Source organism: Pseudomonas sp. Van50, assembly GCF_055390755.1.
In genome coordinates, this window is sequence record NZ_AP024343.1 from 514,035 (window position 1) to 530,278 (window position 16,244).

The 16,244-nt window shown below is 62.4% G+C and carries 11 protein-coding genes; all 11 read left to right on the forward strand.

All coding sequences use genetic code 11. The features are described 5' to 3' along the window. Positions 1-51 precede the first annotated feature (51 nt). The 11 genes from ACZ5M5_RS02230 to hemE all read left to right on the forward strand — a co-directional run bounded on the left by ACZ5M5_RS02230 (position 52) and on the right by hemE (position 15,891). On the forward strand, positions 52-1,116 hold the full coding sequence (locus ACZ5M5_RS02230; protein WP_060739561.1) for a pilus assembly protein PilM: 1,065 nt from the start codon (positions 52-54) through the stop codon (positions 1,114-1,116). After that, on the forward strand, positions 1,116-1,682 hold the full coding sequence (locus ACZ5M5_RS02235; RefSeq protein WP_060739560.1) for a PilN domain-containing protein: 567 nt from the start codon (positions 1,116-1,118) through the stop codon (positions 1,680-1,682). Before ACZ5M5_RS02230 ends, ACZ5M5_RS02235 begins: the two co-directional genes overlap by 1 nt. Continuing rightward, positions 1,679-2,302 carry a type 4a pilus biogenesis protein PilO gene (gene pilO / locus ACZ5M5_RS02240; RefSeq protein ID WP_060739559.1) on the forward strand — a complete coding sequence of 208 codons (624 nt, stop codon included), beginning with the start codon at positions 1,679-1,681 and terminating at the stop codon, positions 2,300-2,302. The genes ACZ5M5_RS02235 and pilO overlap by 4 nt, the downstream gene beginning before the upstream one ends. Beyond that, positions 2,299-2,847: a pilus assembly protein PilP gene (locus ACZ5M5_RS02245; RefSeq protein ID WP_060739558.1), complete on the forward strand. Its 549-nt coding sequence runs from the start codon at positions 2,299-2,301 to the stop codon at positions 2,845-2,847. The genes pilO and ACZ5M5_RS02245 overlap by 4 nt, the downstream gene beginning before the upstream one ends. After that, positions 2,844-4,931 carry a type IV pilus secretin PilQ gene (gene pilQ, locus ACZ5M5_RS02250; protein WP_464738517.1) on the forward strand — a complete coding sequence of 696 codons (2,088 nt, stop codon included), beginning with the start codon at positions 2,844-2,846 and terminating at the stop codon, positions 4,929-4,931. Before ACZ5M5_RS02245 ends, pilQ begins: the two co-directional genes overlap by 4 nt. A 4-nt stretch (positions 4,932-4,935) precedes the next feature. After that, entirely contained in the window at positions 4,936-5,454 is a 519-nt protein-coding gene (gene aroK / locus ACZ5M5_RS02255) for a shikimate kinase AroK (RefSeq protein WP_060739556.1), read from the forward strand. A gap of 179 nt (positions 5,455-5,633) precedes the next feature. Further along, a complete protein-coding gene (gene aroB, locus ACZ5M5_RS02260) occupies positions 5,634-6,734 on the forward strand; it encodes a 3-dehydroquinate synthase (protein WP_060739555.1) in 1,101 nt (366 codons plus the stop codon). A gap of 10 nt (positions 6,735-6,744) precedes the next feature. Next, complete coding sequence (locus tag ACZ5M5_RS02265; RefSeq protein ID WP_464738518.1) at positions 6,745-8,319, forward strand: AAA family ATPase; 1,575 nt, start codon at positions 6,745-6,747, stop codon at positions 8,317-8,319. 350 nt (positions 8,320-8,669) lie between these two features. After that, on the forward strand, positions 8,670-13,118 hold the full coding sequence (gene gltB, locus ACZ5M5_RS02270) for a glutamate synthase large subunit (RefSeq protein ID WP_060739553.1): 4,449 nt from the start codon (positions 8,670-8,672) through the stop codon (positions 13,116-13,118). Between the two features lie 33 nt (positions 13,119-13,151). Continuing rightward, a complete protein-coding gene (locus tag ACZ5M5_RS02275; protein WP_039592434.1) occupies positions 13,152-14,570 on the forward strand; it encodes an FAD-dependent oxidoreductase in 1,419 nt (472 codons plus the stop codon). A 253-nt stretch (positions 14,571-14,823) separates the two neighbouring features. Beyond that, complete coding sequence (hemE, locus tag ACZ5M5_RS02280; RefSeq protein WP_060739552.1) at positions 14,824-15,891, forward strand: uroporphyrinogen decarboxylase; 1,068 nt, start codon at positions 14,824-14,826, stop codon at positions 15,889-15,891. Positions 15,892-16,244: the final 353 nt, after the last annotated feature.

Consider the following 16,244-nt stretch of genomic DNA (forward strand, 5'->3'; position numbering starts at 1 on the left):
CAATGCATATTAGAGAGTCCGTAACTCACGGATAGTCATAGGGAATTGGTAGTGCTACGACTCTTCAATAAAAAAGCCCATGCGCTTCTGGGGATCGACATCAGTTCGACGTCGGTGAAGCTGCTCGAGTTGAGTCGCCAGGGCGAGCGATACCGCGTCGAGTCCTACGCGGTCGAACCGTTGCCGGCCAACGCCGTGATCGAGAAGAACATCGCCGAGCTCGAAGGGGTGGGCCAGGCGTTGTCGCGGCTGTTGGCCAAGGCCAAGACGCCGTTGCGCAGCGTGGCGGTGGCCGTGGCGGGTTCGGCGGTGATCACCAAGATCATCGAGATGGATGCGGGCCTGTCCGACGACGACATGGAGAACCAGCTCAAGATCGAAGCCGATCAGTACATTCCCTATCCGCTGGATGAGGTGGCCATTGATTTCGAGGTGGTGGGCGTTTCGCCGCGCAGCGCCGAGCGCGTCGAAGTGCTGCTGGCGGCCTGTCGCAAGGAAAACGTCGAGGTTCGCGAGGCCGCGTTGGCGCTCGCCGGGCTGACGGCCCGGGTGGTCGATGTGGAGGCTTATGCGCTGGAGCGAGCGTTTGGCCTGCTCGCCACGCAATTGGCCGCGTCCCAGGAGCGGCTGACGGTGGCGGTCATCGACATCGGCGCCACCATGACCACCCTCAGCGTGTTGCACAACGGGCGCATCATCTATACCCGCGAACAATTGTTCGGCGGCCGCCAGTTGACCGAGGAGATCCAGCGCCGCTACGGCCTGACACCCGAGCAGGCCGGCCTGGCAAAGAAGCAGGGTGGGTTGCCGGACGATTATCTCAGCGAAGTGCTGCAACCTTTTCGCGAGGCCCTGGTGCAGCAGGTCTCGCGCTCCCTGCAATTCTTCTTCGCCTCGGGCCAGTACAGCGCGGTGGACCACATTCTGCTGGCCGGGGGCACGGCTTCGGTCGCTGGCCTGGATCGGCTGATCGAGCAGCGCCTGGGCACGCCGACCCAGGTGGCCAACCCGTTTACCAACATGGCCCTGAGCAGCAAGGTCAATGCCGGTGCCCTGGCCAGTGATGCTCCGGCACTGATGATTGCCTGTGGGCTGGCCCTCAGGAGTTTCGACTGATGGCGCGGATCAACCTGCTTCCCTGGCGCGAAGAGCTGCGCGAAGAGCGGCGCAAGCGCTTTCTGCTGGCCTTGGTGGCGGCGCTGGTCGGGGCGGTCGGCGTGGTCCTGGTCGCCGTCCGCTACATCGACAGTGCCATCGACCACCAGGTCGCCCGCAATAGCCACCTCTCCGAGCAGATCGCCGTGCTGGACGAGCGCATCAAGCAGATCAGCGAATTGAAAGCCCGTCGCCAGCAATTGCTGGAGCGCATGCGCATTATCCAGGACTTGCAAGGGAATCGACCGGTCAGCGGGCGCATCTTCGACCAGTTGGTGAGGACTTTGCCGGACGGGGTGTATTTCACCGAAGTGAAGATGGAGGACCGGACGCTCTTCATCAAAGGGGCCGCGGAATCGAACAACCGGGTCTCGGACCTGATGCGCAACCTGGACTCGTCGGACCTGTTCGATGCGCCCAGCCTGACGGAGGTCAAGGCCACCACCGCCGGTCAGCTCGACCAGGCCAACGTTTTCCAGCTGACGGTTCGCCAGACCCGGTCGGCCGATGAGGGGGACGCCCAATGAGGCCGGGGGAATGGCTCGACGCGTTGCGCAAGATCGACGTCAGTGACCTGGACACCAACAACATCGGTTCCTGGCCGGCGCCCATCAAATGGCTGGCGGGCATCCTGCTGGTGGCCCTGGTGCTGGGGCTGGGCTATAACTTTGCCTTGAGCGACCTGGAAAACCAGTTGCAGCAGGTGCGCGAGGAAGAAAGTACCCTCAAGGCACAATTCGCGGGCAAGGCCCACATGGCCGCGAACCTGGAACGCTACACCGAGCAGATGAAGCAGATGGAAACGTCTTTCGGTGTACTGTTGCGGCAATTGCCCAGTGATACCGAGGTGCCGGGCCTGCTGGAAGACATTACCCGCACCGGCCTGGGCAGCGGCCTGGAGTTCGAGGAAATCAAGCTGCTGCCGGAAGTCACCCAACCGTTCTACATCGAGCTGCCGATCCAGATCACCGTGACCGGCGGCTACCACGACCTGGCGACATTCGTCAGTGGAGTGGCCGGACTGCCCCGGATCGTCACGCTGCACGATTTCGAAATCGCCCCGATGGAGCCCGAGGCCGGCACGAAGCTGCGCATGAGCATCCAGGCCAAGACCTACCGCTACAACGAGCAGGAGGCGCAGCCATGAGGCCGCTGGTGTGTCGCCTCTGCCTGCTGGCGGGCCTGGTCGCGCTGGCGGGTTGCAACGACGACAACGGTTTCAGCGACCTGGACGCTTACATGAACGAAGTGCGCCTGCGTCCGCCCGGCAAGATCGAGCCGACCCCGACGTTCAGGCCCTACGAGACCTTTACCTACAGCGCTGCGAACCTGCGCAGCCCGTTTTCCCGGCAGGTCCGCGTGGACCAGGCCGACCGGCAGCGCGGCTCGCACAACGTCCGGCCCGACCCCAACCGGGTCAAGCAGTACCTGGAAGGCTTCAACATCGAGCAGTTTGAAATGGTCGGTACGATCTCCAACGCCAGTGGCTCCTTCGCACTCCTGCGGGGCGCGGGCGGGGTGCATCGGCTCAAGGTCGGTGACTATCTGGGGCGCAACGACGGGCGAATCTTCGCCATCGGCGCCACCCAGGTCGATGTGATCGAAATCGTTCCCGATGGCGAGGGTGCCTGGCTGGAGCGACCTCGGACCATTCCTTTGAAAGAGCACTCAATAGTGGAACCCCAACAATGAACAGGTTTTTGTCAGCCTTCGGTATTTCGCTATGGATAGCGCTGTTGTCGCCGATGGTTCACGCGGCCAGTCTGAAGACGCTGGATGTCGCGGCGTTGCCGGGCGACCGCGTCGAGTTGAAGCTCACCTTCGACGGGCCGCCGCCGCCCCCTCGGGGCTACACCACCGAACAACCGGCCCGGATTGCCCTGGACCTGCCAGGCGTGACCAATCAACTGGCCAGCAAGCACCGCGACCTGGGCGGGGGCAATGCGCGCAGCGCCACCGTGGTCGAGGCAGGCGATCGCACCCGGTTGATCATCGGTCTGACCCAGCTGGCGCCGTACGACACCCGGGTCGAAGGCAATAGCCTGTTCGTGGTGGTTGGCAAGGGCGCCGCGGCGAAGAACACTGCTGGGAAGAGCGTCGCCCAGGCCCCGCGCCCGGCGGTGGCCAACGCGGTGCCCGCGAGGGCCGGTAGGCCGGTGGGCAAGGCGATTCGTGGGGTGGATTTCCAGCGGGGAACCCAGGGCGAAGGCAATGTGGTGATCGATTTGTCCGATCCGTCCATCGCCCCGGACATCCAGGAACGCGAAGGCAAGATCATCCTCAATTTCGCCAGGACCCAATTGCCCGAACCATTGCGGGTGCGCCTGGACGTCAAGGACTTCGCCACCCCGGTGCAATTCGTCAATGCCAGCGCCGGCAGCGACCGGGCGACCATCAGCATCGAGCCCAGTGGCACCTTCGACTACTCGACCTACCAGACCGACAACAAACTCACCGTCAGCGTCCGGCCCATGACTGTCGACGACCTGCAAAAACGCAATGCTGACCGCGCGGCCTACAGCGGCGAGAAGCTCTCGCTCAACTTCCAGGACATCGAAGTGCGTTCGGTCCTGCAACTGATTGCCGATTTCACCAACCTGAACCTGGTGGCCAGCGACACGGTGCAGGGCGGCATTACCCTGCGCTTGCAGAATGTGCCTTGGGACCAGGCGCTGGACCTGGTGCTCAAGACCAAGGGTTTGGACAAGCGCAAGGTCGGTAACGTGCTGCTGGTGGCCCCGGCCGATGAAATCGCCGCGCGTGAACGCCAGGAACTGGAGTCGCAGAAGCAGATCGCCGACCTGGCACCGCTGCGGCGTGAGCTGCTGCAGGTCAACTATGCGAAGGCGGCGGACATCGCCAAGCTGTTCCAGTCAGTGACCAGTGCCGAGGCCAAAGCCGACGAGCGCGGCACGATCACGGTGGATGAGCGAACCAACAACATCATTGCCTACCAGACCCAGGACCGGCTCGACGAACTGCGCCGGATCGTGGCGCAGCTGGATATTCCGGTGCGCCAGGTGATGATCGAGGCACGGATTGTCGAAGCCAACGTCGACTACGACAAAAGCCTGGGCGTGCGCTGGGGAGGGTCGATCCAGAACAAGGGCAACTGGAACTCCTCGGGGGTGACCACTGGCACCTCCACCACCATCGGCACGCCGGGCAGTACCGGCACCAACCAGCCGTTCGTCGACCTGGGTGCCTCGGGCAATACGTCGGGGATCGGCATTGCGTTCATCACCGACAACGTCTTGCTGGACCTTGAGCTGACGGCCATGGAAAAAACCGGCAACGGCGAAATCGTCTCCCAGCCCAAGGTGGTGACGTCCGACAAGGAGACGGCAAAGATCCTCAAGGGCACGGAAATCCCTTACCAGGAAGCCAGCTCCAGCGGCGCCACCTCGGTGTCGTTCAAGGAGGCCTCGCTGTCGCTGGAGGTGACCCCGCAGATCACCCCGGACAACCGCATCATCATGGAGGTCAAGGTCACCAAGGATGAGCCGGACTACCTGAACAAGGTGCAGGAAGTGCCGCCGATCAAGAAAAACGAAGTCAACGCCAAGGTCCTGGTCAATGATGGCGAGACCATTGTGATTGGCGGAGTTTTCTCAAATACTCAGAGCAAGGTCGTAGATAAGGTGCCATTTCTTGGCGATGTGCCGTATCTTGGCCGCCTTTTCCGGCGTGATGTGGTTTCGGAGAAAAAATCCGAGCTGCTGGTGTTCCTCACTCCGCGTATCATGAATAACCAGGCGATTGCTGTGAGTCGTTGATTCTGTGCGAAATTTGATTCTTGTTGGGCCGATGGGCGCTGGAAAAAGCACCATCGGCCGTTTGCTGGCCAAAGAGCTGCGCCTGCCGTTCAAAGATTCCGACAAGGAAATTGAATTGCGCACGGGTGCCAATATCCCATGGATCTTCGATAAGGAAGGCGAGCCGGGCTTTCGTGACCGTGAGCAGGCGATGATCGCCGAGCTGTGCGCGTTCGAGGGCGTGGTGTTGGCCACCGGTGGTGGCGCGGTGATGCGCGAGGCCAATCGTCGGGCGCTGCATGCCGGCGGACGAGTGGTCTATCTGCACGCCTCTGTCGAACAGCAGGTCGGCCGCACCGCCCGGGATCGCAACCGGCCACTGTTGCGCACCGCGGACCCCGCCAAGACCCTGCGGGACCTGCTGGAACTGCGTGATCCGCTGTATCGGGAGATCGCCGACCTGGTGGTGGAAACCGACGAGCGGCCGCCGCGGATGGTGGTGCTGGACATTCTCGATCGCCTGCAGCAACTGCCGCCCCGTTAATGCGCCTGGCGAAATGCGCTATCCTCGACGTCCCGTCATGGCCCGCCTGGGGCGTGGCGGATGGCCATCCCGTGGTGTCATGGCAAGCACCGGGACCTGTGGCGAGGGGATTTATCCCCGTTGGGCACTTTCGTTAATTGCAGGCAGGACGCCTGATTCCATCTTCACTGTGGGGACACATGCAGACACTTAAGGTCGACCTGGGCGAGCGCAGCTACCCGATTCATATTGGCGAAGGCTTGCTGGACCAGCCCGAACTGCTGGCGCCGCATATCGCCGGGCGGCAAGTGGCGATCATTTCCAATGAAACCGTCGCGCCTCTGTATCTGGAACGTCTGACCCGCAGCCTGTCGGCTTTCTCGGTCATTTCCGTGGTGTTGCCCGACGGCGAAGCCTTCAAGAACTGGGAAACCCTGCAACTCATTTTCGACGGCCTGCTGACCGCACGGCATGATCGCCGCACCACGGTGGTTGCCCTGGGCGGTGGCGTGATCGGCGACATGGCCGGTTTTGCCGCCGCTTGTTATCAGCGCGGTGTCGACTTCATCCAGATCCCCACCACGCTGTTGTCGCAGGTCGACTCGTCGGTGGGCGGCAAGACCGGGATCAACCATCCGCTGGGCAAGAACATGGTCGGTGCGTTCTATCAGCCCAACGTGGTGCTGATCGACACCGCCACCCTCAATACCCTGCCGGCCCGCGAACTGTCTGCGGGGCTGGCGGAAGTCATCAAGTACGGGCTGATCTGCGACGAACCGTTCCTGGGCTGGCTCGAAGAGCACGTCGACCGCCTGCGTGCGCTGGATCAAGCGGCCCTGACCTACGCCATCGAGCGCTCCTGCGCCGCCAAGGCCGCGGTGGTCGGTGCCGATGAGCGTGAGTCGGGGGTGCGCGCCACGCTCAACCTGGGTCATACCTTCGGCCATGCCATCGAAACGCACATGGGCTATGGTGTCTGGCTGCACGGTGAAGCGGTTGCGGCCGGTACGGTCATGGCCCTGGAGATGTCCGCGCGCCTGGGCTGGATCAGCGAACAGGAACGCGATCGCGGTATTCGTCTGTTCCAGCGCGCCGGGCTGCCGGTGGTTCCGCCCGAGGAAATGAGCGAGGCGGATTTTCTTGAACACATGGCAATCGACAAAAAAGTGATCGACGGTCGTCTGCGCCTGGTGCTGCTGCGCCACATGGGCGAAGCGGTGGTGACCGACGATTATCCGAAAGAAGTTCTACAGGCCACGCTGGGAGCGGACTACCGCGCCCTGGCTCAGCTTAAAGGTTAATAAGATTCCGATGACTAGTTTGCATGCCGACGAGGCTTTCCTCGGCCATTTCCAATTGAGTCATGACCCTTTTGCCCCACGGGTCCCGGGCTTCAAGTTCTTCCCCGCCCAGCGCAAGCCGGTGCTGGGCCAGTTGCATCACCTGGCGCGCTACAGCCAGTTGCTGTTGGTGGTCACCGGTCCCCAGGGCAGCGGCAAGACCTTGCTGCGCCAGGCCCTGGTGGCCAGTACCAACAAACAGTCTGTGCAAAGCGTGGTGGTCTCGGCCCGTGGCGCCGGCGATGCCGCCGGTGTGTTGCGCCAGGTGGCCCAGGCGCTGAACGTCGCCCAGGCCGAAATCGGTGCAATCCTCGATCAGATCGTGCAACTGGCGCTGACCGGGCAGGAAGTCTATCTGCTGGTGGACGATGCCGAGCAACTCGACGAATCGGCCCTCGAAGCCCTGCTGGCCTTGGCGGCCGGTGCGCCGGAGGGCCGGCCCCACGTGTTCCTGTTCGGCGAGTCGTCGCTGATCGCCGACCTGGACCAGCTGAACCTCGAGGAAGAGCGCTTCCACGTCATCGAGCTGGCGCCCTACACCGAGGAAGAAACGCGTGAATACCTGGCCCAGCGTCTTGAGGGCGCGGGCCGGGGTATCGAACTTTTCACCGCCGATCAGATCTCTGAGATTCACGAAAGCTCCGAGGGTTGGCCTGGCAACATCAACCAGGTTGCCCGCGATGCTCTGATCGAAGTCATGATTGCCAGCCGCTCAGCGGTGAAGCGTCCAAGTATGGGGTTCAACATGCCGAAGAAACACGTATTGGCAATTTCCGCCGTCGTCGTGGTCGCGGTGGCCGCCGCCTGGCTGATGCCGGGTCGCACCAAGGCACCTGCCACGGGTGCCCCTGCCAACGAACAGGCGCAACTGCCCCTCGGCCAAGGTACGCCGCAACCCAACGGTGGCGCGCCGGCCGTGGAATTCGCCGGTAACACCCAACCGATGCCGCTGCCGCTGGTCGGCCAGTCGCAGCCGGTCATGCGCGGCCCGCTGGCCGAAGCGGCCGGCGGTATCACCGAAGGCGACGACGGCGCAGCGCCACCGATCGACGACAGCAGCGACACGCCGCCGACCGTGACCACCACCGCTCCGCCTGCGGGCGTGCCGGCCGGCCCGGCGCCAACGCCTGCCCCGACTGCCAAGCCGACCCCGGCGCCGACCCAGGTGGCCACCGCCAAGCCTGCACCGGTTCCGGCGCCTGCGGCCAAGCCAGCAGCACCGGCGGCCAAGCCTGCTGCTACCCCAGCCAAGGCCACCGGCGGTAGCTGGTACGCCGGCCAGGCGCCGGGCAACTACGTGGTGCAGATCCTCGGCACCAGTTCCGAAGCCGCGGCGCAGAACTTCGTCAAGGAGCAGGGCGGCGAGTACCGTTATTTCAAGAAAGTGCTCAACGGCAAGCCGCTGTATGTCATCACCTACGGCAGCTTTGCCAACCGTGATGCGGCTGTTTCCGCCATCAAGGCCTTGCCAGCGAAGGTTCAGGCTGGTAAACCTTGGCCTCGCACTGTCGCCAGCGTCCAACAGGAACTGGCAGCAACTCGCTGAAGATTCGGCGGCCTTACCCAGGCCGCCTCTCCCGGCAACCTCAAAATTTCCGCAAGGGCGGGCGACCTTTCAGGCCGCGCGCCTTGTGGTGTCTGCGTCACAGTAGCGTTTGAGTCGTAGCGGTCAAACCCAAAAAAGTTTTGACTAGCACAGCATATAGCTTTAAACCTTTCACAAATGCGACATGGATTTGCGACAATTCGTCGTCAAATTTGTGAGCCTCTGTGTCGGTGTGTACAATGACCTCCCTTTTGCCCCCGCAAAGCTGGCGTACGTTCGGCGCGGCATGCAACTGGTTGAATTGAAAAGAAATTTGCCTCGATTAGAGGCAGCCTGGTGAGAAAGTGTCTATGAAAGCAGGTCTGTACCAACCAGATGAATTCAAGGATAACTGCGGTTTCGGCCTGATAGCTCATATGCAGGGCGAGCCCAGCCATACCCTTTTGCAAACGGCCATTGAGGCCCTGACCTGCATGACCCACCGCGGTGGGATCAACGCCGACGGCAAGACCGGCGACGGTTGTGGCTTGCTGATTCAAAAGCCCGACGAGTTCCTGCGTGCCGTAGCCCAGGAAACGTTCGGCGTGACCCTGCCCAAGCAGTACGCCGTGGGCATGGTGTTCTTCAACCAGGACCCGGTGAAGGCTGAGGCGGCTCGCGAAAACATGAATCGCGAGATCCTGGCCGCCGGCCTGCAACTGGTTGGCTGGCGCAAAGTGCCGATCGACACCAGCGTCCTTGGCCGCCTGGCGCTCGAGCGCCTGCCGCAGATCGAACAGGTGTTCATCGCTGGCGAAGGCCTGAGCGACCAGGACATGTCGATCAAGCTGTTCAGTTCCCGTCGTCGTTCGTCCGTGGCCAACGCCGCCGACACCGATCACTACATCTGCAGCTTTTCCCACAAGACCATTATCTACAAAGGCCTGATGATGCCGGCGGACCTCACCGCCTTCTATCCGGACCTGAGCGACGAGCGCCTGAAAACCGCGATCTGCGTGTTCCACCAGCGCTTCTCCACCAACACCCTGCCGAAATGGCCGCTGGCCCAGCCATTCCGCTTCCTCGCCCACAACGGCGAGATCAACACCATCACCGGCAACCGCAACTGGGCCGTGGCCCGTCGCACCAAGTTCGCCAACGACCTGATGCCGGACCTCGAAGAACTCGGCCCGCTGGTCAACCGCGTGGGTTCGGACTCCTCGAGCATGGACAACATGCTGGAACTGATGGTGACCGGTGGCATCGACCTGTTCCGCGGCGTGCGCATGCTGGTGCCGCCGGCGTGGCAGAACGTCGAGACCATGGACCCGGACCTGCGTGCCTTCTACGAATACAACTCCATGCACATGGAACCGTGGGACGGCCCGGCCGGTATCGTCATGACCGACGGTCGCTACGCCGTGTGCCTGCTGGACCGTAACGGTCTGCGTCCGGCGCGCTGGGTCACCACCACCAATGGGTTCATCACCCTGGCGTCGGAAATCGGCGTCTGGAACTACCAGCCCGAAGACGTCATCGCCAAGGGCCGCGTAGGCCCGGGCCAGATCTTTGCCGTGGACACCGAAACCGGCCAGATCCTCGACACCGACGCCATCGACAACCGTCTCAAGTCCCGTCATCCGTACAAGCAATGGCTGCGCAAGAATGCCCTGCGCATCCAGGCGACCATGGAAGACAACGACCACGGCTCGGCTTTCTACGACGTCGACCAGCTCAAGCAGTACATGAAGATGTACCAGGTGACGTTCGAAGAACGTGACCAGGTGCTGCGTCCGCTGGGCGAGCAGGGCTACGAAGCGGTCGGCTCCATGGGCGACGACACGCCGATGGCCGTGCTGTCGCAGCGCGTGCGCACGCCGTACGACTATTTCCGCCAGCAGTTCGCCCAGGTGACCAACCCACCGATCGACCCGCTGCGTGAAGCGATCGTGATGTCCCTGGAAATCTGCCTGGGCGCCGAGCGCAACATTTTCCAGGAGTCGCCGGAGCATGCCTCGCGGGTGATCCTCAGCTCGCCGGTCATTTCCCCGGCCAAGTGGCGCTCGCTGACCAACCTCGACCGTCCGGGCTTCGCGCGCCAGGTCATCGACCTGAACTACGACGAAAGCGTCGGCCTGGAAGCGGCGATCCGCAACGTCGCCGATCAGGCTGAAGAAGCCGCGCGCGCCGGGCGTACCCAGATCGTCCTCAGCGACCGTCACATCGCCCCGGGCAAGCTGCCGATCCACGCCTCGCTGGCCACCGGTGCGGTGCACCATCGCCTGACCGAAAAAGGCCTGCGCTGCGATTCCAACATCCTGGTGGAAACCGCCACCGCCCGCGATCCGCATCACTTCGCGGTGCTGATCGGTTTCGGTGCCTCGGCGGTGTATCCGTTCCTGGCCTATGAAGTGCTGGGCGACCTGATCCGCACCGGTGAAGTACTGGGCGACCTCTACGAGGTGTTCAAGAACTACCGCAAGGGCATCACCAAGGGCCTGCTCAAGATCCTGTCGAAGATGGGCATCTCGACCATCGCCTCGTACCGTGGCGCGCAACTGTTCGAGGCCATCGGCCTGTCCGAGGAAGTCTGCGAGCTGAGCTTCCGTGGCGTGCCGAGCCGCATCAAGGGTGCGCGTTTCGTCGACATCGAAGCCGAGCAGAAAGCCCTGGCCGCCGAAGCCTGGAGCCCGCGCAAGCCGATCCAGCAGGGCGGCCTGCTGAAGTTCGTCCACGGTGGCGAATACCACGCCTACAACCCGGACGTGGTCAACACCTTGCAAGCGGCCGTGCAGCAGGGCGACTACAGCAAGTTCAAGGAATACACCTCGCTGGTGGACAACCGTCCGGTGTCGATGATCCGCGACCTGCTCAAGGTCAAGACCCTCGACACGCCGCTGGACATCAGTGAAGTGGAACCGCTGGAATCGGTGCTCAAGCGCTTCGATTCGGCCGGTATTTCCCTGGGCGCCTTGTCCCCGGAGGCCCACGAAGCCCTGGCCGAAGCCATGAACCGCCTCGGTGCGCGTTCCAACTCCGGCGAAGGCGGCGAAGACCCGGCGCGCTACGGCACCATCAAGAGTTCGAAAATCAAGCAGGTGGCCACCGGCCGCTTCGGTGTGACGCCGGAATACCTGGTCAACGCTGAAGTGCTGCAGATCAAGGTTGCCCAAGGCGCCAAGCCCGGCGAAGGCGGCCAGTTGCCCGGCGGCAAGGTCAACGGCCTGATCGCCAAGCTGCGTTATGCGGTCCCCGGCGTGACCCTGATCTCGCCGCCGCCGCACCACGACATCTACTCGATCGAAGACTTGTCGCAACTGATCTTCGACCTCAAGCAGGTGAACCCCAAGGCACTGGTCTCGGTGAAGCTGGTGGCGGAAGCCGGCGTCGGCACCATTGCGGCCGGCGTGGCCAAGGCCTATGCCGACCTGATCACCATCTCCGGCTACGACGGTGGCACCGGCGCATCGCCGCTGACCTCGATCAAGTACGCTGGCGCGCCGTGGGAACTGGGCCTGGCCGAAACCCACCAGACCCTGCGCGGCAACGATTTGCGCGGCAAGGTCCGCGTGCAGACCGACGGTGGCCTGAAAACCGGCCTGGACGTGATCAAGGCGGCCATCCTCGGCGCCGAGAGCTTCGGCTTCGGCACCGCGCCGATGATCGCCCTGGGCTGCAAATACCTGCGCATCTGCCACCTGAACAACTGCGCCACCGGCGTGGCGACCCAGAACGACAAGCTGCGCAAGGACCACTACATCGGTACCGTCGACATGGTGGTGAATTTCTTCACCTACGTGGCCGAAGAGACTCGTGAGTGGCTGGCCAAGCTGGGCGTGCGTTCCCTTGAAGAGCTGATCGGCCGTACCGATCTGCTGGACGTGATCGAGGGCCAGACCGCCAAGCAGCAGCACCTGGACCTGACTCCATTGCTGGGCAGCGATCTGATCCCGGCGGACAAGCCACAGTTCTGCCAGGTCGACCGCAACCCGCCATTCGACAAGGGCGAGCTGGCCGAGAAGATGGTCGACATGGCCGCTGCGGCGATCAACGACCTGAGCGGCGCCGAGTTCGACCTGGATATCTGCAACTGCGACCGTTCCATCGGCGCGCGGATCTCCGGCGAAATCGCCCGCAAGCACGGCAACCAGGGCATGGCCAAGGCGCCGGTGACCTTCCGCTTCAAGGGCACCGCAGGCCAGAGCTTCGGCGTCTGGAACGCCGGTGGCCTGAACATGTACCTGGAAGGCGATGCCAACGACTACGTGGGCAAGGGCATGACCGGCGGCAAGCTGGTCATCGTTCCGCCCAAGGGCAGCGTCTACAAGACCCAGGACAGTGCCATCATCGGCAACACCTGCCTTTATGGCGCCACGGGCGGCAAGCTGTTCGCCGCCGGCACCGCGGGCGAGCGTTTTGCCGTGCGTAACTCCGGGGCCCACACTGTGGTGGAAGGCACCGGCGATCACTGCTGCGAGTACATGACCGGTGGTTTTGTCTGCGTGCTGGGCAAGACCGGTTATAACTTCGGCTCTGGCATGACCGGCGGTTTCGCCTACGTGCTCGACCAGGACAACACCTTCGTTGACCGGGTCAACCACGAACTGGTGGAAATCCAGCGGATCAGCGGCGAGGCGATGGAAGCCTATCGCAGCCACCTGCAAAACGTGCTGAACGAGTACGTCGCGGAAACCGACAGCGAGTGGGGGCGTGAACTCGCCGAAAACCTCGATGACTACTTGCGCCGTTTCTGGCTGGTCAAGCCCAAGGCTGCCAACCTGAAATCGTTGCTTTCCAGCACTCGTGCCAACCCGCAGTGATATGCGCCTGAAGAGTTTGATGAGGTTTTAACAATGGCTGAACGTCTGAATAACGACTTCCAGTTCATCGATGTCGGGCGCAAGGATCCGAAGAAGAAACTGTTGCGTCAACGCAAGAAAGAGTTCGTGGAAATCTACGAGCCTTTCAAACCCCAGCAGTCGGCCGACCAGGCCCACCGCTGCCTGGGTTGCGGTAACCCGTACTGCGAATGGAAGTGCCCGGTGCACAACTTCATTCCCAACTGGCTGAAACTGGTGGCCGAGGGCAACATCCTCCAGGCCGCCGAGCTGTCCCACCAGACCAACACCCTGCCGGAAGTCTGCGGCCGTGTGTGCCCGCAGGATCGCCTGTGTGAAGGTGCCTGCACCCTCAACGACGGTTTTGGCGCGGTGACCATCGGTTCGGTGGAGAAGTACATCACCGACACCGCGTTCGCCATGGGCTGGCGCCCGGACATGTCCAAGGTCAAGCCGACCGGCAAGCGCGTGGCGATCATCGGTGCCGGCCCGGCGGGCCTGGGCTGTGCCGACGTGCTGGTACGCGGTGGCGTGACCCCGGTGGTGTTCGACAAGAACCCGGAAATCGGTGGCCTGCTGACCTTTGGCATCCCCGAGTTCAAGCTGGAAAAGACCGTGCTGAGCAATCGTCGCGAAGTCTTCACCGGCATGGGCATCGAGTTCCGCCTGAACACCGAGGTGGGCAAGGACGTGACCATGGAGCAACTGCTCGAGGAATACGATGCGGTCTTCATGGGCATGGGCACCTACACCTACATGAAGGGTGGCTTTGCCGGTGAGGACCTGCCGGGTGTCTACGATGCGCTCGACTTCCTGATCGCCAACGTCAACCGCAACCTGGGTTTTGAAAAGTCGCCGGAAGATTTCGTCGACATGAAAGGCAAGAAGGTCGTGGTGCTTGGCGGTGGCGACACGGCGATGGACTGCAACCGCACGTCGATTCGCCAGGGCGCCAAGTCGGTGACTTGCGCCTATCGTCGTGACGAAGCGAACATGCCCGGCTCGCGCAAAGAGGTGAAGAACGCCAAGGAAGAAGGCGTGAAATTCCTCTACAACCGCCAGCCGATCGCCATTGTCGGTGAAGACAAGGTCGAAGGCGTGAAGGTGGTCGAGACCCGTCTCGGCGAACCGGACGCCCGTGGCCGTCGCAGCCCCGAGCCGATCCCCGGTTCCGAAGAGATCATCCCGGCCGACGCCGTGGTCATCGCTTTCGGCTTCCGCCCGAGCCCGGCGCCGTGGTTCGAGCAGTTCAGCATCCAGACCGACAGCCAGGGCCGCGTCGTAGCGCCGGAGCAGGGCCAGTACAAGCACCAGACCAGCAACCCGAAGATCTTCGCCGGTGGCGACATGGTCCGGGGTTCCGACCTGGTGGTGACGGCGATCTTCGAAGGCCGCAATGCGGCGGAAGGGATCCTGGATTACCTGGGGGTCTGATCACTTCCTAACGCTGGAATGCGATCAAAATGTGGGAGCGAGCTTGCTCGCGATAGCGGTGGATCAGTCGACGAGCGTGTTGAATGTGACGCCCTCATCGCGAGCAAGCTCGCTCCCACAATTGTTTTGTGGGGTCGCTGAATATTGCATGGCACCGCGACAAATTGCCCCGATAGATAAAAGGCACGGCTCTTGCCGTGCCTTTTGCGTCGCGCTCTGAGAAAATGCCCGCACTTTTTTTCCGGATGCCGACATGACTGCCCTGAAGAACGACCGTTTCCTTCGCGCCCTGCTCAAGCAACCCGTGGACGTCACCCCTGTATGGATGATGCGCCAGGCCGGTCGCTATCTGCCGGAGTACCGCGCCAGCCGCGCCAAGGCCGGTGACTTCATGAGCCTGTGCATGAACCCCCAGTTCGCCTGCGAAGTCACGATGCAGCCGCTGGACCGTTATCCGCAGTTGGACGCGGCGATCCTGTTCTCCGACATCCTCACCATTCCCGACGCCATGGGGCAGGGCTTGTACTTCGAGACCGGCGAAGGCCCGCGCTTCAAGAAAGTCGTCAGCACCCTGGCCGACATCGAGGCCCTGCCGATTCCCGATCCGCAGAAGGACCTGGGCTACGTCATGGACGCGGTCAGCACCATTCGCCGTGAACTCAACGGGCGCGTGCCGCTGATCGGTTTCTCCGGCAGCCCCTGGACCCTGGCGACCTACATGGTCGAAGGCGGTTCGTCGAAGGACTTCCGCAAGACCAAGGCGATGCTCTACGACAACCCCCAAGCCATGCACCTGTTGCTGGACAAGCTGGCCCAGTCGGTCACGTCCTACCTCAACGGCCAGATCCTGGCCGGCGCGCAAGCGGTGCAGATCTTCGATACCTGGGGCGGCAACCTGTCGGCGGCGGCATACCAGGAGTTTTCCCTGGCCTACATGCGCAAGATCGTCAGCGGCCTGATCCGCGAGCACGAAGGTCGCACAGTCCCGGTGATCCTGTTCACCAAGAACGGCGGCCTGTGGCTGGAAAGCATCGCCGAGGCCGGCGCCGACGCCTTGGGCCTGGACTGGACCTGCGACATTGGCAACGCCCGCGAACGTGTCGGTCACAAGGTCGCCCTGCAAGGCAACATGGACCCGACCGTGCTCTACGCCAAGCCTGAAGCCATCCGCGCTGAAGTCGGACGCATCCTGGCCAGCTACGGCAGTGGCAGCGGGCATGTGTTCAATCTCGGCCATGGCATCACCCCGGAAGTCGACCCCGAACACGCCGGCGCCTTCCTGCGGGCGGTGCATGAGTTGTCGGCGCAATATCACGTCTGATTGCTGCCCCTGTCACCCAGCCTGTCCGGACCTGTGCCGGACAGGCTTTTTATTGCTCGCGTGTTTAACGATCCGCCATAAACCCAGCCGGTAGTTATGCCTGATGTGTTTGTTTGTGTTTATTTATCTTTTTTTTCGATAGTTATTTCTATTCGTAAGAAGTTTCTCAAGTTATGTAGGGGAAATTGATTCAGAGATCATTCCTTCTAAGTTGAGAGATTTGTCCTACACATGAAATATTCAACTTTCTATAAGGTTCCGGGCACTTGCAAGGGCAGGCGCTGAGCGGTCTGGCGCACCTTTCAAGAGGACGGTGATACGTCTTTCATTTTTGATGACTAGTCTGGAATTTT

Bases quoted from the DNA above. Each gene is read 5' to 3' on its own strand.
- ACZ5M5_RS02235 (WP_060739560.1), top strand. From the start codon at position 1,116: ATGGCGCGGATCAACCTGCTTCCCTGGCGCGAAGAGCTGCGCGAAGAG.
- pilO (WP_060739559.1), top strand. From the start codon at position 1,679: ATGAGGCCGGGGGAATGGCTCGACGCGTTGCGCAAGATCGACGTCAGT.
- ACZ5M5_RS02245 (WP_060739558.1), top strand. From the start codon at position 2,299: ATGAGGCCGCTGGTGTGTCGCCTCTGCCTGCTGGCGGGCCTGGTCGCG.
- pilQ (WP_464738517.1), top strand. From the start codon at position 2,844: ATGAACAGGTTTTTGTCAGCCTTCGGTATTTCGCTATGGATAGCGCTG.
- aroB (WP_060739555.1), top strand. From the start codon at position 5,634: ATGCAGACACTTAAGGTCGACCTGGGCGAGCGCAGCTACCCGATTCAT.
- ACZ5M5_RS02265 (WP_464738518.1), top strand. From the start codon at position 6,745: ATGACTAGTTTGCATGCCGACGAGGCTTTCCTCGGCCATTTCCAATTG.
- gltB (WP_060739553.1), top strand. From the start codon at position 8,670: ATGAAAGCAGGTCTGTACCAACCAGATGAATTCAAGGATAACTGCGGT.
- ACZ5M5_RS02275 (WP_039592434.1), top strand. From the start codon at position 13,152: ATGGCTGAACGTCTGAATAACGACTTCCAGTTCATCGATGTCGGGCGC.
- hemE (WP_060739552.1), top strand. From the start codon at position 14,824: ATGACTGCCCTGAAGAACGACCGTTTCCTTCGCGCCCTGCTCAAGCAA.